Origin of the sequence: Vibrio sp. B172a (genome assembly GCF_030248355.1) — a bacterium.
GTDB lineage: Bacteria > Pseudomonadota > Gammaproteobacteria > Enterobacterales > Vibrionaceae > Vibrio > Vibrio owensii.
Genome location: NZ_JAHGAC010000004.1, coordinates 38,184 through 61,897 on the forward strand (window position 1 = coordinate 38,184; position 23,714 = coordinate 61,897).

Sequence of the window (23,714 nt, forward strand, 5' to 3'; positions counted from 1 at the left end):
ATATACAAGGAATAACTAGACACATAGTGGATCATGTAGAAAAAACGCCGAGTGAAGTGAATTAATTCTGCGACGCAAATTTCATAAATAAATACTGTTACACAGCGGGTATCACAAAAACTGTTACCTCGACTCAAAAGAAAACGGGGGATAATCCCCCACTCTCGTTTATTGCTATTGCTCTGCTGTTGCTTGCTCTAACGTCTGAGAAGATTGCTGCTTAGAGAGCACCAAGTAAATGGCAAACTGCGCGACTATTGCCACCAGCACAATTACAGGAGAAGCCATTACTCCGGCGACGAGGAAGCTTGTCAGGGCGATAGCGCCGTTGAGTACAGCATAAGGCAACTGGGTTCTAAAGTGCTCATACTGCTCACACCCCGCTCCTGTAGAGGACAAGATGGTGGTTTCTGAAATTGGCGAACAGTGATCACCAAATAAACCGCCAGATAGCACCGCACCGATGCACACCAACAATGGAGCATCAATCGCGACTGCGGTTGGAATGACCAATGGCATCATGATGGCAAAAGTCCCCCACGAAGACCCTGTGGCAAAAGAGATAATACCCGCCAATAGGAAAGCCACGGCAGGCAATAACCAGTAAGGGAAGCCAGCTTGTGCCTGCTCTGCAATGTAGGCCGCAGCGCCAAGCTCTTTACCGACAGAACTCAGTGACCAAGCGAGAACTAGAATCACCGCAACGGACATCATGTTTGACATCCCTTTTAGGTAAACCTGAATGCCATCAGAGAGCTTTCTCACGCCATAAAACGCCATCAGGCTGATCAAAGTAATTGCAGCAAAGAAATACGCCGACGACAGTGCAGCACGGAAAGTTGAGCCTGCTACTTTCTGAAATGGAAAACCATGAGGAACCAATATTGAACAAAGCACTACAAGCATGACGAGAAGCGGTGCCCAAACAAAACTTGTTTTTGCATTTTTATGCTCAAACACATTCAATGAATCTTGCACTTTCCCAAAGTCAGAACCCTGCTCTGCAAGCTGTTCGGCTTTCGCCATTGGTCCAAAATCCAGTTTGAAGAAAGAGACAATCGGCACAATCGCGATCGCTAAAAAGGCATAAAACTGGTAAGGAATCGCACCAATAAAGGCATCCCAATCACTGATACCCACATCCAGTGCAGCAAACTCTTTTTGAATCAGGCTCATGATGTAAACGCCCCAACCGATGAAAGGGATGAGGATCGCCACTGGGGATGAAGTTGAATCGATGATAAAGGCTAGTTTCTGGCGAGAGACTTTCAGTTTATCAAAAAGAGGACGAAAGACAGGGCCAACAATTAACGGTGTACCAAGGTCTGAAAAGAAAATAACAACGCCGCCAAACCAAGCAGAAAGCTGCGCTTGGCATTTACTAGCAACCCATTGAGTGACCTTTTTAGCGAACGCTACGCCACCGCCAGATTTCTCCATTAAGGCTACAAAGCCACCAATGAAAACCAATAGAAGAATGACGCCCGCATTGTAACTGTCAGTCAGTTGCGGCAACAGGTAACTTTTCATCAGTGCGCTAAACGAATCGAGCGGACCTTTGTCAACGAATGTGCCTTCTAACATAGCCACACCGCTAACAACGCCGGCAAAAAGACCGACAACAACGTTTCTTGTAGTTAACGCGAGGACTAACGTAATGATGATGGGGATGAGGGAGGTAACTTCTGCCTGTTCCATAGCAATACCAACTTTAATATTTAAACACTAAAAATGAATATACATTCAACAATCTCGCATGTATATATTTTCTAATAAAAAAGTTGAGACCTGCGGTCACACTTTTCAGGCATAAAAAAACCAGCCCGAAGGCTGGTTTTCAATTTGGTATATCTAACGGGAAATTATTCCCACTCGATTGTCGCTGGTGGCTTACCAGAAATGTCGTAAACCACGCGAGAGATACCGTCAACTTCGTTGATGATACGGTTAGAAACCTTACCTAGGAAGTCGTATGGTAGGTGTGCCCAATGCGCAGTCATAAAGTCGATAGTTTCTACCGCTCGTAGAGAGACAACCCAATCGTACTTACGACCATCGCCCATTACACCTACAGAACGAACTGGTAGGAATACCGTGAACGCTTGAGATACTTTGTTGTATAGGTCTGCAGCGTGTAGTTCTTCAATGAAGATAGCGTCTGCACGACGTAGCAAGTCACAGTACTCTTTCTTGATTTCACCAAGAACACGAACACCTAGACCAGGACCTGGGAATGGGTGGCGGTAAAGCATGTTGTACGGAAGACCAAGCTCTAGACCGATCTTACGAACTTCATCTTTGAACAGCTCACGTAGTGGCTCAACAAGACCCATTTCCATGTCATCTGGAAGACCGCCCACGTTGTGGTGTGATTTGATCACGTGCGCTTTACCAGTCTTAGATGCAGCAGACTCGATAACGTCTGGGTAAATCGTACCTTGAGCTAGCCATTTCGCGTTTTTCAGCTTCTTAGACTCTTCATCAAATACGTCTACGAATACGTGACCGATTGTCTTACGCTTCTCTTCTGGATCCGACTTGCCTTCAAGTGCTTTTAGGAAGCGATCTTCAGCGTCAACTTTGATGATGTTCAAACCAAATTGGTCGCCGAACATATCCATTACTTGTTGACCTTCGTTTAGACGAAGAAGACCGTTATCTACGAATACACACGTTAGCTTGTCGCCGATTGCACGGTGAACTAGCATAGCAACTACCGATGAATCAACACCACCAGATAGACCTAGGATAACTTCGTCGTCACCCACTTGCTCTTTAATACGAGCAACCGCGTCTTCGATGATAGATTCAGAAGTCCATAGACGCTCACAGCCACATACGCCAAGAACGAAGTTCTCTAGCATTTGTAGGCCGCCTTTCGTGTGCGTTACTTCTGGGTGGAACTGAACGCCGTAGTATTTCTTCTCTTCGTTCGCCATCGCAGCGTACGGACATGTGTCTGTCTCGCCAACTTTCACGAAGTCAGCAGGAATTTCTACTACTTTGTCACCGTGGCTCATCCACACGTCTTGAGTTAGCTCAAGATCTTTAAATAGTGCAGATTCACCAGAAACTTTAACTTGTGCGTAACCGAATTCACGTTCTGTAGAACCCGCTACTTTACCACCTAGCTGCTCAGCCATAGTTTGCATGCCGTAACATACACCTAGTACTGGCACACCAGAGTCAAATACGTATTGAGGAGCGCGTGGAGAGTTATCTTCCGTTACGCTTTCTGGACCACCAGATAGGATGATACCGTCTGGATTGAATTCACGAATATCCGCTTCTTCAACGTCCCAGCTCCACAGTTCACAGTAAACACCGATTTCACGTACACGGCGCGCTACTAGCTGAGTGTACTGAGAACCGAAGTCCAAGATCAGAATACGTTGGTCATGAATATTTTTAGTCATTTTGAGCAGTCTTATAAGCTAGGTTATTAAAACGGAGGCGAGTGTACTCGCCTCTTATTAATGCTTCAAGGAAAAAAGCAAACGTTTACGTCGAGTGTGTAGGTTTTATTTTTACAACAGTAAAATTAACCGCGACGGTAGTTTGGAGCTTCCTTAGTGATTTGAACGTCGTGTACGTGTGATTCAGCCATGCCCGCACCTGAGATACGAACAAATTCAGCTTTAGTACGCATATCTTCAATCGTTGCAGAGCCAGTAAGACCCATGCTTGAACGTAGACCACCCATTTGTTGGTGTACGATTTCTTTTAGACGACCTTTGTATGCGATACGACCTTCGATACCTTCTGGTACTAGCTTGTCTGCTGCATTGTCAGACTGGAAGTAACGGTCAGATGAACCTTGAGACATCGCGCCAAGAGAGCCCATGCCACGGTAAGACTTGTAAGAACGACCGTTGTAAAGAATCACTTCACCCGGAGCTTCTTCTGTACCTGCGAACATTGAACCAACCATCACACATGATGCGCCAGCTACGATTGCTTTACAGATATCACCAGAGAAACGGATACCGCCGTCAGCGATAACTGGAATACCGAATGAGTTCGCCACTTCTGCTGCGTCTGCGATTGCTGTTACTTGAGGAACACCAACGCCCGTTACGATACGAGTAGTACAGATTGAACCAGGGCCGATACCCACTTTCACTGCGCTAACACCCGCTTCGATAAGTGCTTTAGCACCAGCACCTGTCGCAACGTTACCGCCGATGATGTCTAGATCTGGGTAAGCAGCGCGAGTTTCGCGGATACGGTTTAGTACACCTTCAGAGTGACCGTGTGAAGAGTCGATAAGTAGAACATCAACGCCCGCTTCAACTAGAGCAGCAACACGCTCTTCGTTACCAGCGCCAGCACCAACGGCTGCGCCAACACGTAGACGACCGCGCTCATCTTTACATGCGTTTGGTTTACGTTCTGCTTTATGGAAGTCTTTCGCAGTGATCATACCGGTTAGTTGGAACTCATCGTTCACAACCAATACTTTCTCAACACGTGCTTCGTGCATCTTCTCTTGCACTTCTTCACGTGTTGCACCTTCTTTTACTGCTGCAAGGTTTTCTTTTGCTGTCATTACTGAAGACACTTTCTTAGAAAGGTCAGTAACAAAGCGCACATCACGACCAGTGATAATGCCTACAAGCTCGTTGTTCTCTGTGATTACAGGGAAACCAGCGAAGCCGTGTTTTTCAGTCAGTGCAACCACGTCAGCGATAGTCGCTTCAGGGCTAACAGTTACTGGATCAGAAACAACACCAGCTTCAAACTTCTTAACTTTACGAACTTCAGCAGCTTGCTGCTCAATAGACATGTTTTTGTGGATAAAGCCAATGCCACCCTCTTGCGCTAGCGCGATAGCTAGACGAGCTTCAGTAACAGTGTCCATAGACGCTGAAATCATTGGGATGTTTAGGGTGATGTTCTTAGTCAACTGAGTGCGAAGATCAGCTGTGTTTGGGAGAACGGTGGAGTGAGCTGGCACGAGTAGTACGTCATCGAATGTCAGCGCTTCTTTGGCAATTCTTAGCATTTGCAATATCTCACAATTAGAGGAGTAAAAAGACAATCCAATCTCATCGTTTCGCATAATGAGGGTAACCAGTTTTAGGTTGTTGGCTACATTTGGATTAGATATTGCGGAGGGATTATACGGTTAACGCAATCGCTTGACCACAAATTTTTTAATTTTTTTCTTGCAATTACCCCCTTGATATGTATTATATTGCCGCTAATTTCCATACTCACGTCTACGGAATTAGCTGTGCTCTCCCAGACCAATCAAAACATCTTCACTGTTTCTCGTCTCAATGCCGAAGTGCGTCTGCTGCTCGAAAACGAAATGGGGATCGTCTGGCTTATCGGAGAGATATCCAACTTTTCAGCTCCCGTCTCTGGTCACTGGTACCTCACTCTTAAAGATTCTCGCGCTCAAGTTAAATGTGCCATGTTCCGTGGTAACAATCGTCGCGTCACTTTCAAACCTGCTAACGGCAATCAAGTATTAGTTAAAGCCCGTCTGTCTCTGTATGAGCCTCGTGGTGACTATCAGTTGATCATTGAAAGCATGCAGCCAGAAGGTGATGGTCGTCTACAACAAGAGTTCGAAGCACTTAAGATGAAATTGGCAGCAGAAGGTTTGTTTGCTCAAACCAATAAGCAGCCTTTACCTGAGCACCCAAAACGCGTTGGTGTGATCACCTCAAAAACCGGTGCAGCACTATACGACATCTTAGACGTATTGAAACGCCGTGATCCTTCCCTACCCGTGGTGGTTTACCCAACCATGGTGCAAGGTGAAGAAGCGGCCATTCAAATTGCGCAGGCAATCGGCCGTGCAAACAGTCGTGACGAATGTGATGTATTGATTGTTGGTCGTGGTGGCGGTTCGTTAGAAGACCTTTGGTGCTTTAACAACGAAATCCTTGCTCGCACTATTGCTGCAAGCCAAATTCCGATCATCAGTGCAGTTGGTCATGAGGTTGACGTGACAATTGCTGACTTTGTTGCAGACATGCGAGCGCCGACCCCATCAGCGGCGGCTGAATTGGTAAGTCGTGATAACAGCCACAAAGATCAAGCTTTGGTGACTCGCCAACATAAGCTAGCCAGTGCAATGCGTTACTACCTAGCGCAACAAAAACAGCAATCGGCTCAACTGATGCACCGCTTAGAGCGCCAGCATCCAAGCTATCAATTGCAGCGACAGACGCAACAACTTGATGAGTTGGAGATGCGCCTACAACGCGCAATGCAACGATTCATCACGACACGCCAACAAGCTGTTGAGCGTAAGCATCATCGCCTACAACTGAACTCACCAGTAAAACGCTTGGCTGAGCAGAAGTCGAAGCTTGATCGAGTTGAGCAAAAATTGCTGGATGCGATGGATCGTAAGTTACTGACCATGCGCCACCAACTGGCAATAGCGGCGGAGAAGCTAGATACGGTAAGCCCACTGGCAACACTAAAACGTGGCTACTCGATTACTCAAACTGAGCAAGGTCAGGTTGTTACCCAAGCGAAAGATGTAAAAACGGGCGACGTTTTAGTCACCCGCTTATCTGATGGTGAGCTTCGCTCTACCGTTAACTGATTTTTTGAAACTCAAATCGAACACGTGATTTCGATTTGAGTTCATTACAACTGTTGCAGAAATAGTTCGCCGCACCACAAGCTTGTAGCTTTTCTAGTTCAGCATCGCAATCTGGACAAAATCCCACTTTCTTATAATCCGACTCACATTGATTGCAGTGGTATTGGCCTGTCCACTCCAGCTCAATATCGCATGTTGGGCAAATATTCGGTTGCATGGTTACCCCTAAAAACTTCTATTTACTGACTCACAGTCTAATCATACGGCAATCTTATGCTTTGATCTTAATCACGCGCGTTTAGCACGCTTGTTTTGATACATCGCCACATCCGCTTTTTGAATAAGCTCTTGCAATACCGCACGCTCGCTCATGGTACTCCAAGCGGCACCTATACTGGCTTTTACTTTGTATTCCTCTAACTGGCATACTTGGTTAAGCTCTTGAACTAGACGGGTTGTAAAGTTTTGGTATGTATCCAAATCATGAAAGCAGCTGAAACCCACAAACTCATCGCCACCATAACGCCCTATCACTGAACATGAACGGAACGCTTGCTTTAAATGCTCAGCCACCAGCACCAAAACTTGGTCTCCGGTCTCATGCCCAAAGCGATCATTGATGTACTTAAACTCATCGATATCAACGAAAAAGCATCCCACTACAGCGCTGCGTGCACATTTGTGGTTGATCTTGCGATCGACTTCGGTCAAAAGCGCGCGGCGGTTAAAGCAGTGCGTCAGTGGATCTCGACTGGCATGAAAATGAAGTTGTTCTTCTAGGCGATACTTCTCTAAGGCTACCGCATACAAAGCGGCTAGCATTTCGAGCACTTCGAGTTCATAAGGATGAGGTTCAGAAGGCGTATTGCTGTAAATGGCAAATGTCCCAAGCACATGACCATCCGAAGCAATAATAGGCACAGACCAGCATGCACGGAGTTGGGCTTGTTGAGTCAGCTCAAGGAAAGCGGCCCAGTTAGCGTGATGATCAATATCACTAACGACCACGGTTTGCTTTAAGAATGCAGCAGCGCCACATGAGCCAATATCAGGTCCAATAGGGACGCCTTCAATCGCTTGATTGTAGAAATCAGGTAAGTGTGGGGCAAACTCCAAATGCAGTGTGTTGGTATCGGGGTGCAATCGTAAAATGGAAGCTTGCCTCTTCCCAAATAGGTGTTCACTTAACTTGATAACCTCATGGTTGAGGCTATCGCGTTCCATTCCCAGAGCAAGCTTACCTAAAAGACGATTGACTGCTCGGTGAGCATCTAACAGTCTATCTTTGTCCATTGTGGCGTATTCATATCGTTATTATGTTAATTAGCCTGAAATATAATAAATCTATTAATATGACACAGGTAGCTAACTCACATTATGCGCACGCGACACTATAAAAGATCGAATGCTGATCTTCGGATATTTCCCTTTTGATCAGCGATCACCCCTTAAAAGAATATTTATATAACCACATACCGAAAGCATAAGTTACATATTCTGTCTCTCAATTTTAATCAGAACTAAAAACTACACTTTCGAACAATAAACCACACAAACAGGATTTAATAAAAAGATCAGAATCCAAATTTAGCGTCTTACATCGGTGTGCATTTCAATTGTCTGTGGGTCTATTTCCACTAGTGTGACATGGATAGAACCGAAGTCACTCAAATGGCTCGCATGCGTTCCCCCACAAGGGATGACAGCGATTTCACCTTCGCCTAAATCACATTGCCAATAACGTGAATCCGTAAGGTGTTCCCCATGGCAATCGACAGTGATCGCAACGTCTCTTTTTAGCCAATCCCCCAACAGAACATTCACCTGTTGTTCGATGCTTTTTAGGTCAGACAGCATATCTGCACTGTTTAACCCTCTTTTGCGGAGTGTTTTGCCTAAACGGTAGGTATCCAAACATTTATCTGGGGTAACAAAACTGGTTTCTTGCGCATAGCTATTGAAATCGTAGTTACCATGCGGGTCTTTACGGTCAGCATCTTTACGCCAATAGTTCTGCGCCAGCACCTTATTGAGTGCAAGGTATGCAATGTGCCCTGCGCTATGACCACGACTTAGAGACAGTTGGTATTCTTTATCTACTTCCAGCAACGCAATATCACCAGCATCACACGTATCGGTGAATGGCAAGACATGCACGACAACAAACACCCACCCTTCCGTATCACGTTTTACCGGAATAGTTTGGCCAACATATAACTCTCCGCTTGCTAGTTCTACAGCACCCACTTGGCAGTCAACCACATCAAAGCTCTTACCATTCACCGTCATCGTGCCTTTATCTGCTGGGTGATCAGGCCAAATATGGCTAACGGGATGAAAAGGCGTGACATCAGTAACAACGTAAGTAGCTTCTGATGTAGATAGAACAATTTGTACGTGCGCCTCTAACTGCCAAGTTTGATGACAGAAACGCGTCTTGGTTGCTGTGATTGTCATGTGTTGATTACTTCTTATGAAAGCTTTGAATAAAAAAATACCCAAGTCGAAACTTGGGTATTCATAAAATCTTAGGCGATTACTTGTTGCGGTTCTTCACTGCAGACATCATACGTTTGCGCTTACGCTCTTGAGAAAGAGTCAGCTTGCCACCACGGTTTTCGTACGGGTTATCGCTGTTCTGGAAGTTAATACGGATTGGTGTACCCATGATTTCCAGAGATTTACGGAAGTAGTTCATCAAGTAACGTTTGTACGAATCAGGTAGATCGCGAACCATGTTACCGTGAACAACCACGATTGGTGGGTTGTAACCACCCGCGTGTGCGTATTTAAGTTTAATACGACGGCCACGAACCATAGGCGGTTGGTGGTCGTCTGTTGCCATCTTCATGATGCGAGTAAGAACAGATGTACCTACACGTGTCGTTGCCGACTTGTACGCTTCTTGAATCGATTCGAACAAGTGACCAACGCCAGTACCGTGAAGCGCAGAGATAAAGTGAATACGTGCAAAATCAACGAAACCTAAACGGCGATCGAGTTCTTTCTTCACGTTCTCTTTTACATCGTTATCCAGACCATCCCACTTGTTTACTGCTAGTACGATTGAGCGACCAGCGTTCAATGCGAAGCCAAGTAGGCTTAAATCTTGGTCAGAAATGTTTTCACGAGCGTCGATAACCAATAGAACCACGTTTGCGTCTTCTACGGCTTTCAGCGTTTTAACAACAGAGAATTTCTCTACTGTTTCATTGATACGACCACGACGACGTACACCTGCAGTATCGATCAATACGTACTCGCGACCATCACGTTCCATTGGAATGTAGATTGAGTCACGCGTAGTGCCTGGCATGTCATATACCACAACGCGTTCTTCACCAAGGATACGGTTAGTCAGTGTTGATTTACCAACGTTTGGACGACCGATAATAGCCAGTTTGATTGGCTGGTCTTGCAAACGCTTGAACTCGGCTTCTGCGTCTTCTTCAGTGTAATCTTCAACCGCTAGCTCTTCATCTTCGAATTCAGTCAGATCTTCAATCTCACCTTCTTCTGATTCACTTGCCAGTAGATCATCAAAGAATGGCGCTAGAGCACGCTCAAGTAACGCAGTTACACCACGACCGTGTGCTGCTGCGATTTGGTACATGTCGTCAACACCAAGCTGCCAGAAATCGGCACAAGCGGCGTCAGCATCAATACCATCAATCTTGTTTACCACCAACATTGCTGGCTTTTCGATTTTACGCAGGTGCGCGGCAATCGCTTCATCCGACGGCGTTAATCCAGCACGACCATCAACAAGGAATAGCACAACGTCAGCTTCATCAATCGCTGCTAACGATTGCTGTGCCATTTTTGTTTCTACGCCTTCTTCTGTGCCATCAATACCACCGGTATCAATAACGATGAATTCGTGTTCTTCACCAAGACGAGCTTGGCCATATTTACGGTCTCGCGTTAGGCCAGGGAAGTCCGCAACCAACGCGTCACGTGTGCGAGTCAATCGGTTAAATAGTGTAGATTTACCTACGTTCGGACGCCCTACTAGAGCAACAACAGGTACCATAACAACCTCTACAATAATCTTTCTTCTGTAGTTATAGGTAACGACTTGCTCGATGCCAAATCAAACCAGCTTTTTACCTATAACCACGTCAGGAATAACGGTTAATAATTAATAATTTCAAACAACAAAACGGCTCCTAACTGTTACCAGCCAGGAGCCGAATGTGAATTATATCACGATATTATTCGTTAATGGTTAGTTTCTTTACATCGCCATTGCGAGTAGTAATCACGTAACCATCAGACAACAATGTAGGACCAACAGCAAAGCCGCTGTCATCGACGTATTGTTGTGCAACGAATTCACCCGTTGAGCGGTCAATCCAGTGTAGGTAACCCAATGTATCACCTACCACTAGGTAGTTATCAACGATGACTGGCGCTGTAAGCTGGCGGTATTCCAACTTACTGTTTTCCCACAACTCTGTACCGCTACGAGCATCGACTGCCACGACATGATCTTTCTCGGTGATCACGAAGATACGGCTGCCATCTGTCGCAATATCGTTCGCAGATGAGTAGTTGCGTTTCCAGATTGGGTTTGCACTACGCAAATCGATAGCGATAAGCTGACCGTTATAACCCACGGTGAAAAGAGTGCCGCCCAGTACAATCGGTGAAGAGTCTACGTCAACAAGACGGTCAATTTCGGTCGCACCTTTTGGTGTACCTACCGGTTGTTGCCAAATCAATTGACCACGTTCAACAATCGCTGCCGCTAGTCGGCCATTTGCCGTACCCCAGAAAACACCACCACCAATCGCTGTCGGAGTGCTATCACCGCGCAACGTTAGGTTTGGAACTTCTGTGCTCAATGCCCAGCGCTGTTCACCTGATGCTTCATCCAGTGCAATCAACATACCGCGACTGGTGTTCACGATGATCATGCCTGAGTCAGCGACTGGTCTCGCCAGCACTTCACCACCGACTTCAATACGCCAGTTGATTTCACCTGTTTCTTGGTCAAGTGCAATCACTTCGCCATTTTCAGAGCCGATGTACAGGTTACCGTAAGCAGCAGTAATACCACCAGAAAGACGTGCAATCACATCTTCTTCTAGATCGGTTTGCCACTTTTGCTTGCCATCTTCTGGATCCAGCGCTTTCACTAGACCATCACGGCTTGCAACGAACAAGGTATCATTTGCTACAACAGGCGACAGTTTTGAGAAGTAATGACCTACACCATCACCAATCGATGCTGTCCATTTCGCACTTGGCGTAAACTCACTGTCTACCTGAGGTAGTGGAGCCATAACGATAGTATCTTCTTCGCTAGCACAACCAGCTAGAATTCCCACCGTCAATGCCCCTAATAAGGCTTTCTTAAAGACTCTTTTCATCCAATGCGGTCCTTATTTCGCCAGGTCGTCCAATTTCATTTGTAGCGTTGGGCTAGCATCTGCAGCTTGCTGAGCTTCAGTGTACGCCGCATATGCTGCTTCTTTGTCACCTTGACGAAGAGCGATATCACCACGCTGTTCAGCAATACGACCAGTCCATGCTGCATCTGTCACTTTATCTAGTTCTGCGTTTGCTGCGTCAAAGTTGCCCATTTCAGCTTCAATGCGCGCAATACGGTAGCTAATAAGTGGAGATAGCGCGGCATCTTTGGTGTTGCTTTGAGCCCACTTCAGTTGCTCAAGTGCTGCTGAAAGATCTTTCGCATCCACTTGTACTTTCGCTAGTTGAAGTGCTGCAAGTACTGAGTACTCTTTAACTTCGTTTGAGTCGATGAACGCTTGGATGTCCGCTTGTGCGTCTGCACCTTTGGTTTGCAGAGCGTTCATTACTGTTGTGTAGCTTTGAGAAGCTGCTTCACTCGCCTGAATCACAGAATCCTGGTAGTAACGCCAGCCAAATAGACCACCTAAACCAACAACCGCACCGATGATGACGGCTTTACCGTTTTCCTTCCACCAGTCTTTAATGGCTTCAACTTGTTGTTCTTCAGTATCGTAAAGTTCCACTTCCTGTCCTCTTAAAACATGTAAATGGCAGCGAGGCTGCCATTGTCCCTATTTCGTCGAAAGGCTCCTATCTTGGGAGCCTTAGTATTACGAATTAGGATTTAATCTTTAGCTTATTAAAAGACTTAAATCAGTGCTGCGATCTTCTCAGCAACTTCTGCTTGGTTGTAAGTCTCTTGCTCACCACCCACCAAGTCTTTTAGTACTACTGTGTTTTCTGCAACTTCATTTTCGCCCAGAACCAATGCTACTACAGCACCAACTTTATCTGCGCGCTTAAACTGTTTCTTGAAGTTACCGCCACCAAAGTGACTCATAACACGAACGCCTGGAATAGCTTCACGAAGCTGTTCTGCTAGCTTCATACCAACCATCATTGTGCCTTCGCCTGCTGTCACAACGTAAACATCTACACTGCGACGAACGTCTGTTAGCTCTAGTGTTTCTAGCATCAGAACAAGACGCTCTAGACCCATAGCAAAGCCAACTGCTGGTGTTGCACTACCACCCAATTGCTCTACAAGACCGTCGTAACGACCACCGCCACATACTGTGCCTTGAGCACCTAGGCTCTCAGTGATCCACTCAAATACCGTGCGGTTGTAGTAATCCAGACCACGAACTAGACGCTCGTTAACTGTGTATTCGATACCTGCAGCGTCTAAAAGTTCACATAGACCTGCGAAGTGTGCTTTAGATTCTTCACCTAAGTACTCAGAAAGACGAGGGGCATCACCTAAAATAGCCTGAACGTCAGGGTTCTTCGTATCCAGAACTCGCAGTGGGTTCGTGTGCATGCGACGCTTACAATCTTCGTCTAGCACATCGATATGTTGCTCAAGGAATGCAACCAGTGCCGTGCGGTAGTCCGCGCGATCCTCTTGAGAACCGATAGAGTTAAGCTCAAGACGAACATGTTCGTTGATACCCAGCTCACGCCATAGACGTGCTGTCATCATGATAAGCTCAGCATCAACATCTGGACCATTTAGACCGAACACCTCAACACCACACTGGTGGAATTGACGGTAACGACCTTTCTGTGGACGCTCGTGGCGGAACATAGGCCCCATGTACCATAGACGTTGTTCGTCACGGTTAATCAGGCTGTTTTGAATACATGCACGTACACAACCCGCCGTACCTTCAGGGCGAAGTGTTAGGCTGTCTCCGTTACGATCATCAAAGGTGTACATTTCTTTTGAAACGACATCTGTCTCTTCACCAACCGCGCGGCTGAATAGGTTTGTTTCTTCAACGATTGGCATGCGCACTTCGTTGTAGCCGTATGCGCTCACAGTACTTTTTACTGCGTTTTCAAGTTTCTGCCACAGCGGAGACTGAGTTGGAAGGCAGTCGTTCATGCCTCGGATTGCTTGGATTTTCTTTGCCACAATTATTACCGTCGCTTAGTAACCCGAGCACACTTAGCGTGCTCAAGCTATGAGATTAATCTTCTTGTTTGATATCGATGCGGTTAGCTTGGTCTAATACAGACGCTTTCGCACGGATTTTCGCTTCTAGCTGGTTCACTAGATCATCGTTGTCGAAACGCTCTTTCTGACGTTTGCCGTCTTCGTAGAATGCGCTCTTCTTATTGCTGCCTGCTAGACCTAGGTGTGAAACTTCAGCTTCACCAGGGCCGTTTACGACACAGCCGATGATAGACACATCCATAGGTGTGATGATGTCTTCTAGGCGCTCTTCCAGTGCGTTTACTGTGTTAATCACGTCGAATTCCTGACGTGAACAGCTTGGACAAGCAATAAAGTTGATACCACGTGAGCGAATACGCAGAGACTTGAGAATATCAAAGCCAACTTTGATCTCTTCTACCGGATCTGCCGCCAACGAGATACGTAGCGTATCACCGATACCTTCTGCCAAAAGCATACCAAGGCCAACCGATGACTTCACAGCACCAGCTCTTGCACCACCTGCTTCGGTGATACCGAGGTGTAGTGGTTGGTCAATCTGTTTTGCCAATAGACGATATGAATCCACCGCTAGGAACACATCCGACGCTTTCACACTGACTTTGAACTGGTCAAAGTTAAGACGATCTAGATGATCCACGTGACGCATCGCCGACTCTACCAATGCCTCTGGCGTCGGCTCACCGTATTTCATCTGCAGATCTTTTTCCAAAGAACCGCCGTTAACACCAATACGGATTGGGATGTTTTTGTCACGGGCACAATCAACAACCGAGCGAATACGCTCTTCGTTACCGATGTTGCCTGGGTTAATGCGCAAACAGTCGACACCGTATTCCGCCACTTTCAGGGCAATACGGTAGTCAAAGTGAATGTCCGCCACCAGCGGTACAGACACTTGCTGTTTGATGAGCTTAAAGGCTTCCGCAGCATCCATGGTAGGGACAGAAACACGTACAATGTCTGCACCCACTTTTTCTAATGCTCGGATTTGTGCGACTGTGGCTTCCACATCAGTCGTGCGAGTGTTTGTCATTGACTGTACAGCAATTGGTGCACCATCACCAATTGGCACATCACCCACATAAATACGCGTCGATTTACGACGAATAATTGGAGATTCGTGTTGCATAATATTTATAACGGTAAAGTGAATCTAGCTACTTTGCCTGAAGTATACCCAGAAAGGTCGACAGGTTCACTTGCAAATGTCATTGTTACGCCTTCAGGTGCGCCTAATATCACTTTAAAAGGTGCTTTTCCGGCAAGTTCTACGTCTTGACCCGGTTTACGAGTGCCGCTCACCAGAGTTTTGCCGTTTGCATCTTTTACTTGAATCCAACAGTCTGCTTTGAACTTCATCGTTAGCAGCGTCATACCTTCTGGTACAACTGGAGCCGCAGGCTCTTCTGTCTCTTGTGCATCCTCAATCACCGCTACCGGTTCTTGAGCCGCTTCCTCAGTCACTTCTTCTGTCGCGGCAACAACAGGCTCTGTCACATCACCCGCAGCGCTCATTGCTGTATCCGCTTGAGAAACTACAGCTGGCGCAGCCGATACAGGAGCAATCTCTGCAGGCGTGCTTGCGATAAGTTCATCTGCGCTCATCTGATCGATGTCAGCGTCATCAGCAACTTGTTCGGTTTCTGCGGTCTCTGCACTTAACTGAGCAAGACTGTTCTCTTGTTGGTTTTGCCACCACCACGCACCAGAAATACCAGTGATAACGATCGCAATCGCCCAAGTTAGCAGCATAATGCGGCTGTTATGTTTCTCGTGTTTAGTTTTACGAGAGAAACTCTGCATTTCTGTTTCTTGTGGCTTAACATGCACTTCAGATGTTTGCTCTAAAGCTGCCAAAACAATCTTTTCATCGAGACCAACAAGTTTTGCATATGAACGCAAATAGCCACGAGTGAATGTGGTGACTTGTTGTTCCTCAAATCGATTGTTTTCAATATCTTCAATAACAGAAACGCGAAGTCTAAGGCGATCAGCAACGTGCTTCTGAGTCATGCCTAGAGATTCGCGTTTGTTTTTTAGCAACGTGCCTGCTTCCATCGAAAGCGGCACTTCATTGGTTTTTTCGTGTTCTGTCATAATGGCGGTATTTAATCTGTTTGGTGGCTAACACGGTTATTTATTTTCGTTTTTGTTCTAATCAAGCCTAACTTAAAGATAGCTAGCCTAAACGTGTTAACCAAAATAATCTTTTAGAAATTCTCAGTGTACAAAGTAAGAATGCTCGTTTTGCAATGGTTCAGCAAAGCGTATTGGAAAAAATACTGAGAATTGTCAGTGTCGTAGTTATATTTCACTTACCATGATAAGCGAATGTTTAACGAAGACAAAAACTCTTTGCTCTCAAATTAACAGATAGCTCAAGCTTTTGTCCAAAAATTGACACAACAAAACGAAATTAGCGCCAATAAGTCTGTAACCATCGGATTACAATTCGCACGTAACAAACAAAATAGCCAGAGCATAAGGCTCTGGCTATTTTTTCTATTCTCTGTGAATTACACCGCTTTCACGTCAATGGTTTCTGCACCACGTGCCGCTTTTAGCGCTGCTGTACGTTTGGTTCGGTCAATAACATCACCGACTAACTGACCACACGCAGCATCAATATCATCACCACGTGTTTTACGAACCGTTACGGTGTGGTCATATTGCATCAATGTTTTTTGGAAACGGTCAATACGCGAGTTGCTTGGTTTCTTGTAAGGAGAACCTGGGTACGGGTTAAACGGAATCAGGTTGATCTTACATGGCGTATCTTTCATTAGCTCCGCAAGTTCACGTGCGTGGTCCATGTCATCGTTCACATGATCAAGCAGTACGTATTCAACCGTTACTTTACCGCGGTTCGCATTTGAAGACGCAATGTAACGACGTACAGATGCTAGGAAATCTTGGATATCCCAACGGTCGTTGATTGGCATGATTTCACTACGCAGCTTATCGTTTGGCGCATGTAGAGAGATCGCCAATGCGACGTCAATCTTACCTGTCATCTGATCAAGACCAGAAACCACACCTGACGTTGATACAGTAACGCGACGCTTAGAAAGACCGAAACCAAGATCATCAAGCATGATTTCAAGCGCAGGAATAAGGTTCTTCATGTTAAGAAGTGGCTCACCCATACCCATCATCACGACGTTAGTGATTGGACGACGACCGGTTTCTTTTTGCAAACCGATTTCACGTGCAGCACGCCATACCTGACCGATGATTTCAGATACTTTTAGGTTACGGTTGAAGCCTTGTTGAGCAGTTGAGCAGAACTTACATTCCAATGCACAACCTACCTGAGAAGACACACATAATGTCGCGCGATCATCTTCTGGGATGTAGACCGTTTCTACGTCTTGATCGCCCACTTTCATCGCCCACTTAATCGTGCCGTCTGAAGAGTGTTGCGCTTCTGCTACCGTCGGTGCTTTGATTTCACACTTGTGTTGCAGTTTTTCACGTAGCTTCTTGTTGATGTTCGTCATATTGTCGAAGTCATCAACACCGAAATGGTAGATCCACTTCATAACCTGATCCGCACGGAACGCTTTTTCGCCTAGCTCTTCCGCGAAAAATTGACGCATGCCTTTGCGATCAAAGTCGAGTAGATTGATTTTTTCAGTGGTCATGTTGCCTCTCAATGACTGAAACAAGAATAAGGGCGCGAATTGTACAGCCTTTATGCAGTCACAACAAGGGTTCTAAAACCTTGAGTTTGCTAAGGCATTAAAATCTTAATGATTAAATTTTAGCCAACAATTTATCACCCTTTCCCACTGGCAAGCAGATAATAAAAAGCCCCGGAAAAGTCCGAGGCTTAAAAATCAAATTAATACAAGATTAGCGAGGGCAAATCTCTGACTCTGGGAAAAAGTACTCGATTTCACGAGCTGCTGATTCTGGGCTGTCTGAACCATGAACAGAGTTATGACGCATGCTCAGTGCGTAATCCGCACGGATTGTACCGCATGCCGCTTCTTCTGGGTTTGTTTTACCCATAAGCTCACGGTAACGAGCGATGGCATCTTCACCTTCAAGAACCTGAACCATGATAGGACCAGATGTCATGAACTCTTTCAGTGCTGGGAAAAAAGGTTTGCCTTCATGTTCTGCGTAAAAACCGCTCGCCTGTTCTTCTGTCAGATGAACCATTTTTGCAGCAACGATACGTAGACCTGCTTTCTCAATGCGGTGGTAAATCTCACCAATCAGATTGCGTTCTACAGCGTCAGGCTTAACAATTGAAAACGTTCTTTCTAGAGCCATAAGGTTTCCTTTTTGTACTTGTAATAATAGTTTTATATGAGTGACTTGCGTCTCTCTTAGTTATACCAGTACAGACGGGGTGTCTGCACTGGTAAAAGTCTTATTTTGCGGCTTGTTCGTTCAGGAAACGAGCAAGTGTGCGAACACCCATGCCTGTCGCACCTGCCGCCCACTTATCAGACGCTGACTTGCGGTACGTACCTGCGCAATCGAAGTGTAGCCAACCTTTCTTGTAATCTTCTACGAAGTAAGACAAGAATGCCGCTGCTGTACTTGCACCTGGCGAGTAATCACCAGAGCTGATGTTAGATAGGTCTGCAAAGTTTGATGGCAGCATGCCACGGTGGAAATCAGCAAGAGGCAGTGGCCATAGACCTTCTTTCTCTTGATTCGCCGCCGTTAGCGCTTGGTGTGACAGCTCATCATCAAAGCTCATTAGTGCATGGTAGTCATTACCCAGTGCATTCTTTGCTGCGCCCGTTAGGGTTGCACAGTCAATGATCAACTCAGGGTTTTGTTCACTTGCGTAGATAAGACCATCAGCAAGAACCAAACGACCTTCTGCGTCGGTGTTCATGATCTCAACGGTCTTACCGTTTTTGTAAGTGATGATGTCGCCAAGTTTAAGTGCACGACCAGAAACCATGTTCTCCGCACAACAAAGGATCAGCTTCACACGCTTATTAAGACCACGAAGAATAGCAAGACCAAGACCGCCAGTAATCGTACCTGAACCGCCCATATCCGCTTTCATTGCTGTCATGAAGTTTGATGGCTTCAAGCTGTAACCACCTGAATCAAAGGTGATGCCTTTACCTACTAGACATGCAAAGACTGGTGCGTTTTCATCGCCTGTTGGGTTGTAATCAAGTTGCAGCATTGCCGATGTGCGCTCAGAGCCACGACCTACTGCGTAAATACCTTCCCAACCTTCTGAAAGCAAATCTTTATCTTTAACGATGCGAGCCGTTACTGTGCCTTGTGGTGCGATTGATTTGATGAATTCAGCCGCCATGGTTGCCAATTGACGTGGCGCCACTTCTTCGGCTGTTTTGTTGATGATATCGCGAGTAAAGTCCGTAGAGGTGATGCGAGCGTGCAACTCTGCTTGGTCTTGCTCAGAAAGCTCAACCCACTCTAGCGTGCCGTGTTTTTTCGGGTTGCGGTAACCTTGGTGGAATGCCCAAACGCTTTCCAAATCCCAGTTATCACCAGCAAGTAAAATTGAACGAATTCCTTGGCCATCGAGTTGACGCGCTGCACGTTGAATCGCACCAAGATCGTGACCTTCACCTAGGTGAATGGTTGTGCCATTCTCAGCGAAAGAAAGCAGTGCTTTGTCGCCCCAATGTGGTGCCGCTGGTTCTTGGCTTAGAAATACAGACATCTGTGTAGACATGGTTTCTCCTTGTCTTATAACGGCGTTGCCTACGCCTCTTCTTTTTTGATAACTAACGGATGTTAGCATTATGTAGGGTAAAAATGTCAACTTGATAAAAAAACGGACCTAAAGGTCCGCTTTTTTTAGTGAGAATTGTTAACTCTGCTGCGTTTTACCGCCGAATCGAGCATTAATCCGCTTCGTCCATCCAGCATAGGATAACCGCCTCAAGAATCTTTTCATTAGAACGGTTTGGCTCATCGTCAAACTCATCTAACTCCATGATCCATTGGTGAAGATCGGTAAAACGCACGGTTTTAGGATCGACATCTGGAAACTTGTCACAAAGCTCAATCGCGATGTCGCGAGAATCTGTCCATTTCATTGCTCATCTTCCTTATGCTTCGCCCCTATATTGGGGAGATAGTATTAATGATCTTCTGACGCGTGGTTTAGTGTGTATTTTGGAATCTCTACAACCAAATCTTCGTCTGCAACTTTAGCCTGACAACCAAGACGAGACTCAGGCTCTAGACCCCATGCTTTATCAAGCATGTCATCTTCTAGCTCTTCACTCTCTTCTAACGAGTCAAAACCTTCACGAATGATCACGTGGCAAGTTGTACATGCACATGATTTTTCACATGCGTGTTCAATACCGATACCGTTTTTTAGTGCAACATCTAGAACAGTGTCACCAGTGTTTGCTTCCAACACTGCACCTTCTGGGCACAAATCTTCGTGCGGTAATACAATAATCTTAGGCATAACTACTTATCTCTTATATATCATTAACTGACTGACCTGACAGTGCAGCTCGAATTGATTTATCCATACGGCGCGACGCAAAATCTTGGCTTGCTTTGTCGGTATCTTTAATGCCTTGCTCGATGGCATCGGCATCTTCGCCATTACGCAGTTCAATCAGCGCTTCAATTACTTTGATTAAATCTTGCTTTTCTTGCTCAGACAGCAGTTCATCGCCATCCGCTTGCATTGCTGCGATCAAACCTTCAATTACACGATCCGCTTCTACACGCTGCTCAGCTAAAGCGCGAGCTTGCATGTCTTCTTTCGCGTAAGTCATCGAATCACGCAGCATATTTGCTACTTCATCATCACTTAGGCCGTAAGATGGCTTCACTTGAATCTCAGATTGAACACCAGTGCTTTTTTCCATTGCCGTAACAGACAATAGACCGTCGGCATCCACTTGGTACGTCACACGAATGTGTGCAGCACCCGCAGCCATAGGTGGAATGCCTTTTAATGAGAAGCGAGCCAGTGAACGACAGTCTTCAACCATCTCACGCTCACCTTGTACAGTGTGCACACTCATGGCTGTTTGACCATCTTTGAACGTCGTAAATTCTTGTGCGCGAGCCACTGGGATCGTGGTGTTGCGAGGAATAATCTTCTCAACCAAGCCGCCCATAGTTTCGATACCAAGAGACAGTGGAATGACGTCAAGGAGCAGCATTTCCGAGTCGGGTTTGTTACCCGCTAGGATATCTGCTTGAATACCGGCACCGATTGCAACAACTTCATCTGGGTTAATGCTTGTCAGTGGTGTACGGCCGAAGAATTCGCCTACCATTTCACGTACAAGCAATGTGCGTGTTGAACCGCCAACCATGACCGCTTCAAGTACGTCTTCCGCATCTACATCCGCATCTTTCAGCGCACGGCGGCAAGACATCAGGGTTTTCTTAACTAGCGGACGAATCAGATCTTCGAACTGCTCGCGAGTCACTGAACCTTTCCAGCCAAATACATCCACATCAACACTGTCTTGCTCAGAGAAAGCAATCTTCGTCGCCGTTGCAATGTTCAATAATGCGCGGTTTTTCTCAGCAGAAAGCGGCGCTTCTAGTCCCGCTTGCTCCATTAGGTAATCTGCTAGTAGGTGGTCAAAATCATCACCGCCTAGTGCAGAGTCGCCACCGGTTGCTAATACTTCAAATACGCCTTTTGATAAACGTAGGATAGAGATATCGAATGTACCACCACCTAGATCGTAAACCGCAATTACGCCCTCTTGACCAGAGTCTAGCCCGTAGGCGATCGCTGCAGCTGTCGGCTCGTTAAGCAGACGCAGCACATGAAGACCTGCCAATTTCGCTGCATCTTTTGTTCCAGCACGTTGAGCGTCATCAAAGTAAGCAGGAACAGTAATAACCACGCCAGCTAACTCACCACCTAGCGTATCTTCAGCACGTTTACCTAACGCTTTAAGAATGTCGGCAGACACTTCAATCGGGTTTTTGTCACCTTGAGCGGTTTGCAGAATTGGCAGACCGTTGTCGCTTTCTTTAAATTGGTAAGGCAAAGATGGGTAGCGAGCTTGAATGTCTTTCAATGAACGGCCGATCAGACGTTTTACCGAGATGATGGTGTTTGCTGGTTCTAGCTCTGCTTTTGCTTTGGCATCGTAACCGACTGACGCTGAATCTTGCGTGTAGTTCACTACTGACGGCAAAATGCTACGGCCTTGCTCGTCTTTCAGCGTGGTCGCGTCGCCACTGCGTACAGAAGCAACCAAAGAGTTGGTGGTACCTAAGTCGATACCCGCTGCTAACTTGTGCTCATGAGGTGCCGAGCTTTGGCCCGGTTCTGCGATTTGAAGTAGTGCCATGATGGGTCCTTGTCGCGCTAACTAGCCGAGGAGCTTGTCTTCAACCAGTTCAATTTCATTTTTTAGCTTGGCAATGAATTTGAGTTTACGAACTCGGTCAGCGGCTTCAGCCCAAAGACCTTGGTCAAGTTCTTGCTCTACACTCGCCAAATGCTGTTTGTACATTTTGCTGACCTTAGAGTCGAAGTCAAAAAGCGCTGATTCCGGATCAGAGCTGCCAGCAATGTCTTCCAATTCTTCACGCAGTTCCATTTGCTCCATTAGGAACATTGGGTCTTGCATGGTTTGTTGCTCACCACGAATTTCTGTGCCGTTTTCTGCCAGAATGTATTCAGCGCGAGAGATAGGATGCTTAAGCACTTGATATGCATCGTTGATTTGTGCTGCTTTTTGAACAGCCATCAAACGGTCGCGCTCTGAGGCAGTAGCAAAGTTATCTGGGTGGAAGCGTTTTTGTAGTTCTCGGAACTGAGAAGAAAGAAGGCTACCATCCAGCTGAAACTGACTTGGTAGCCCAAATAATTCAAAGTGATTCATTAAGATCGGGTCCTAGTAAAGCCTTCTGGACTCGTTTGCCCAGAAGGACAGTCAATTAGACGTTGAAGCTTTCACCACAACCACATTCACTTTTTGCGTTAGGGTTGTTGAATTCAAAACCTTCATTCAACCCTTCCTTAACGTAATCCAACTCAGTACCGTCTAGGTATACCAAGCTTTTCTTATCGATGATGATTTTCACTTCAGACAGTTCAAAGACTTCGTCTTCTTCGTTTAGATCATCCACAAACTCAAGAACGTAAGCCATGCCGGAACAGCCTGTCGTCTTCACTCCAAGACGCAAACCGATACCTTTGCCTCGGTTATCTAGGAATGCTTTTACGCGACTCGCCGCTGATTCTGTCATTGTGATGGCCATACTGCACCTTAGTCTGTCTAAATTACGTTTTGGAATGGGAGCGTTTAAGGGCTCCCATTATATACGGAATAATTATTCCTGGTGTTTTTTCTTGTAGTCAGCAACCGCTGCTTTGATTGCGTCTTCCGCTAGGATTGAGCAGTGTACTTTCACTGGTGGAAGCTCTAGCTCTTCTGCAATCTCAGAGTTTTTGATAGATGCCGCTTCGTCAATAGACTTGCCTTTTACCCACTCAGTTACTAGTGAGCTTGAAGCGATTGCACTACCACAACCGTATGTTTTGAATTTCGCGTCTTCAATGATGCCTTCTGGTGTCACTTTGATTTGAAGCTTCATTACGTCACCACAAGCTGGCGCGCCAACCATGCCGCTGCCTACTGATGGATCTTCTTTATCGAACGAACCAACGTTACGTGGGTTCTCGTAGTGATCAATTACTTTTTCGCTGTATGCCATGATAAATTACCTCGAATCCTCTATTCAGTCCGTGAG

The 23,714-nt window shown here is 46.0% G+C and carries 22 protein-coding genes; 1 reads left to right on the forward strand and 21 read right to left on the reverse strand.

All coding sequences use genetic code 11. The annotated features are described in order from the left end of the window. Positions 1–174: 174 nt before the first annotated feature. From KIT90_RS06055 to guaB, 3 genes are all read right to left on the reverse strand, one after another. Entirely contained in the window at positions 175–1,698 is a 1,524-nt protein-coding gene (locus tag KIT90_RS06055) for a Na+/H+ antiporter NhaC family protein (protein ID WP_285375875.1), read from the reverse strand. Between the two features lie 164 nt (positions 1,699–1,862). Then, entirely contained in the window at positions 1,863–3,416 is a 1,554-nt protein-coding gene (guaA, locus tag KIT90_RS06060; protein ID WP_005424749.1) for a glutamine-hydrolyzing GMP synthase, read from the reverse strand. Positions 3,417–3,541: 125 nt separating this feature from the next. Further along, positions 3,542–5,005: an IMP dehydrogenase gene (guaB, locus tag KIT90_RS06065; RefSeq protein ID WP_005447694.1), complete on the reverse strand. Its 1,464-nt coding sequence runs from the start codon at positions 5,003–5,005 to the stop codon at positions 3,542–3,544. A gap of 231 nt (positions 5,006–5,236) precedes the next feature. On the opposite strand from guaB, the gene xseA reads away from it, so the two are divergent. Beyond that, positions 5,237–6,568 (forward strand): exodeoxyribonuclease VII large subunit, encoded by a 1,332-nt coding sequence (gene xseA, locus KIT90_RS06070; RefSeq protein ID WP_285375876.1) that lies wholly within the window; start codon positions 5,237–5,239, stop codon positions 6,566–6,568. Here xseA and KIT90_RS06075 read toward each other — a convergent pair. The 18 genes from KIT90_RS06075 to iscU all read right to left on the reverse strand — a co-directional run bounded on the left by KIT90_RS06075 (position 6,561) and on the right by iscU (position 23,678). Further along, a complete protein-coding gene (locus KIT90_RS06075) occupies positions 6,561–6,785 on the reverse strand; it encodes a zinc ribbon domain-containing protein (RefSeq protein ID WP_005424754.1) in 225 nt (74 codons plus the stop codon). The genes xseA and KIT90_RS06075 overlap by 8 nt on opposite strands. Positions 6,786–6,856: 71 nt before the next feature. Beyond that, positions 6,857–7,861: a sensor domain-containing diguanylate cyclase gene (locus KIT90_RS06080; protein ID WP_039841889.1), complete on the reverse strand. Its 1,005-nt coding sequence runs from the start codon at positions 7,859–7,861 to the stop codon at positions 6,857–6,859. 294 nt (positions 7,862–8,155) lie between these two features. Then, complete coding sequence (locus KIT90_RS06085) at positions 8,156–9,025, reverse strand: alanyl-tRNA editing protein (protein ID WP_285375878.1); 870 nt, start codon at positions 9,023–9,025, stop codon at positions 8,156–8,158. A gap of 79 nt (positions 9,026–9,104) precedes the next feature. Then, the gene (gene der, locus KIT90_RS06090) at positions 9,105–10,601 is read right to left on the reverse strand and encodes a ribosome biogenesis GTPase Der (RefSeq protein ID WP_005440296.1); all 1,497 of its coding nucleotides are present in this window, start codon (positions 10,599–10,601) and stop codon (positions 9,105–9,107) included. Positions 10,602–10,782: 181 nt separating this feature from the next. Further along, entirely contained in the window at positions 10,783–11,943 is a 1,161-nt protein-coding gene (gene bamB / locus KIT90_RS06095) for an outer membrane protein assembly factor BamB (protein WP_009705582.1), read from the reverse strand. A gap of 12 nt (positions 11,944–11,955) precedes the next feature. Then, entirely contained in the window at positions 11,956–12,570 is a 615-nt protein-coding gene (locus KIT90_RS06100; RefSeq protein ID WP_005440307.1) for a YfgM family protein, read from the reverse strand. A 125-nt stretch (positions 12,571–12,695) separates the two neighbouring features. Next, the gene (gene hisS / locus KIT90_RS06105; protein WP_005424690.1) at positions 12,696–13,964 is read right to left on the reverse strand and encodes a histidine--tRNA ligase; all 1,269 of its coding nucleotides are present in this window, start codon (positions 13,962–13,964) and stop codon (positions 12,696–12,698) included. 55 nt (positions 13,965–14,019) lie between these two features. After that, the gene (gene ispG / locus KIT90_RS06110) at positions 14,020–15,138 is read right to left on the reverse strand and encodes a flavodoxin-dependent (E)-4-hydroxy-3-methylbut-2-enyl-diphosphate synthase (protein WP_005424674.1); all 1,119 of its coding nucleotides are present in this window, start codon (positions 15,136–15,138) and stop codon (positions 14,020–14,022) included. Positions 15,139–15,143: 5 nt separating this feature from the next. Next, positions 15,144–16,106 carry a cytoskeleton protein RodZ gene (gene rodZ, locus KIT90_RS06115; protein WP_054824404.1) on the reverse strand — a complete coding sequence of 321 codons (963 nt, stop codon included), beginning with the start codon at positions 16,104–16,106 and terminating at the stop codon, positions 15,144–15,146. A 419-nt stretch (positions 16,107–16,525) separates the two neighbouring features. Next, on the reverse strand, positions 16,526–17,653 hold the full coding sequence (locus tag KIT90_RS06120; protein ID WP_009697672.1) for a bifunctional tRNA (adenosine(37)-C2)-methyltransferase TrmG/ribosomal RNA large subunit methyltransferase RlmN: 1,128 nt from the start codon (positions 17,651–17,653) through the stop codon (positions 16,526–16,528). A gap of 211 nt (positions 17,654–17,864) precedes the next feature. After that, entirely contained in the window at positions 17,865–18,290 is a 426-nt protein-coding gene (ndk, locus tag KIT90_RS06125; RefSeq protein WP_005440311.1) for a nucleoside-diphosphate kinase, read from the reverse strand. A gap of 100 nt (positions 18,291–18,390) precedes the next feature. After that, a complete protein-coding gene (pepB, locus tag KIT90_RS06130; RefSeq protein ID WP_009705579.1) occupies positions 18,391–19,689 on the reverse strand; it encodes an aminopeptidase PepB in 1,299 nt (432 codons plus the stop codon). 172 nt (positions 19,690–19,861) lie between these two features. Beyond that, a complete protein-coding gene (gene iscX, locus KIT90_RS06135; RefSeq protein WP_009705578.1) occupies positions 19,862–20,056 on the reverse strand; it encodes a Fe-S cluster assembly protein IscX in 195 nt (64 codons plus the stop codon). A gap of 44 nt (positions 20,057–20,100) precedes the next feature. Next, complete coding sequence (gene fdx, locus KIT90_RS06140; RefSeq protein ID WP_005424889.1) at positions 20,101–20,439, reverse strand: ISC system 2Fe-2S type ferredoxin; 339 nt, start codon at positions 20,437–20,439, stop codon at positions 20,101–20,103. A 13-nt stretch (positions 20,440–20,452) separates the two neighbouring features. Further along, positions 20,453–22,306: a Fe-S protein assembly chaperone HscA gene (gene hscA, locus KIT90_RS06145; protein WP_005440313.1), complete on the reverse strand. Its 1,854-nt coding sequence runs from the start codon at positions 22,304–22,306 to the stop codon at positions 20,453–20,455. A 21-nt stretch (positions 22,307–22,327) separates the two neighbouring features. Next, positions 22,328–22,843 (reverse strand): co-chaperone HscB, encoded by a 516-nt coding sequence (gene hscB, locus KIT90_RS06150; RefSeq protein ID WP_009705577.1) that lies wholly within the window; start codon positions 22,841–22,843, stop codon positions 22,328–22,330. Positions 22,844–22,898: 55 nt separating this feature from the next. Continuing rightward, the gene (gene iscA, locus KIT90_RS06155; RefSeq protein ID WP_005440317.1) at positions 22,899–23,222 is read right to left on the reverse strand and encodes an iron-sulfur cluster assembly protein IscA; all 324 of its coding nucleotides are present in this window, start codon (positions 23,220–23,222) and stop codon (positions 22,899–22,901) included. Positions 23,223–23,294: 72 nt separating this feature from the next. Further along, complete coding sequence (gene iscU / locus KIT90_RS06160) at positions 23,295–23,678, reverse strand: Fe-S cluster assembly scaffold IscU (protein ID WP_005424883.1); 384 nt, start codon at positions 23,676–23,678, stop codon at positions 23,295–23,297. Positions 23,679–23,714 lie beyond the last annotated feature (36 nt).

What these genes read in the sequence shown, in the direction of transcription:
- KIT90_RS06120 (WP_009697672.1), bottom strand. Translation starts at nt 17,653, where the DNA reads ATGACCACTGAAAAAATCAATCTACTCGACTTTGATCGCAAAGGCATG.
- ndk (WP_005440311.1), bottom strand. Translation starts at nt 18,290, where the DNA reads ATGGCTCTAGAAAGAACGTTTTCAATTGTTAAGCCTGACGCTGTAGAA.
- pepB (WP_009705579.1), bottom strand. Translation starts at nt 19,689, where the DNA reads ATGTCTACACAGATGTCTGTATTTCTAAGCCAAGAACCAGCGGCACCA.
- iscU (WP_005424883.1), bottom strand. Translation starts at nt 23,678, where the DNA reads ATGGCATACAGCGAAAAAGTAATTGATCACTACGAGAACCCACGTAAC.
- fdx (WP_005424889.1), bottom strand. Translation starts at nt 20,439, where the DNA reads ATGCCTAAGATTATTGTATTACCGCACGAAGATTTGTGCCCAGAAGGT.
- rodZ (WP_054824404.1), bottom strand. Translation starts at nt 16,106, where the DNA reads ATGACAGAACACGAAAAAACCAATGAAGTGCCGCTTTCGATGGAAGCA.
- hscA (WP_005440313.1), bottom strand. Translation starts at nt 22,306, where the DNA reads ATGGCACTACTTCAAATCGCAGAACCGGGCCAAAGCTCGGCACCTCAT.
- guaB (WP_005447694.1), bottom strand. Translation starts at nt 5,005, where the DNA reads ATGCTAAGAATTGCCAAAGAAGCGCTGACATTCGATGACGTACTACTC.
- der (WP_005440296.1), bottom strand. Translation starts at nt 10,601, where the DNA reads ATGGTACCTGTTGTTGCTCTAGTAGGGCGTCCGAACGTAGGTAAATCT.
- hscB (WP_009705577.1), bottom strand. Translation starts at nt 22,843, where the DNA reads ATGAATCACTTTGAATTATTTGGGCTACCAAGTCAGTTTCAGCTGGAT.
- iscX (WP_009705578.1), bottom strand. Translation starts at nt 20,056, where the DNA reads ATGAAATGGACAGATTCTCGCGACATCGCGATTGAGCTTTGTGACAAG.
- KIT90_RS06080 (WP_039841889.1), bottom strand. Translation starts at nt 7,861, where the DNA reads ATGGACAAAGATAGACTGTTAGATGCTCACCGAGCAGTCAATCGTCTT.
- bamB (WP_009705582.1), bottom strand. Translation starts at nt 11,943, where the DNA reads ATGAAAAGAGTCTTTAAGAAAGCCTTATTAGGGGCATTGACGGTGGGA.
- guaA (WP_005424749.1), bottom strand. Translation starts at nt 3,416, where the DNA reads ATGACTAAAAATATTCATGACCAACGTATTCTGATCTTGGACTTCGGT.
- KIT90_RS06085 (WP_285375878.1), bottom strand. Translation starts at nt 9,025, where the DNA reads ATGACAATCACAGCAACCAAGACGCGTTTCTGTCATCAAACTTGGCAG.
- iscA (WP_005440317.1), bottom strand. Translation starts at nt 23,222, where the DNA reads ATGGCCATCACAATGACAGAATCAGCGGCGAGTCGCGTAAAAGCATTC.
- ispG (WP_005424674.1), bottom strand. Translation starts at nt 15,138, where the DNA reads ATGCAACACGAATCTCCAATTATTCGTCGTAAATCGACGCGTATTTAT.
- KIT90_RS06075 (WP_005424754.1), bottom strand. Translation starts at nt 6,785, where the DNA reads ATGCAACCGAATATTTGCCCAACATGCGATATTGAGCTGGAGTGGACA.
- KIT90_RS06055 (WP_285375875.1), bottom strand. Translation starts at nt 1,698, where the DNA reads ATGGAACAGGCAGAAGTTACCTCCCTCATCCCCATCATCATTACGTTA.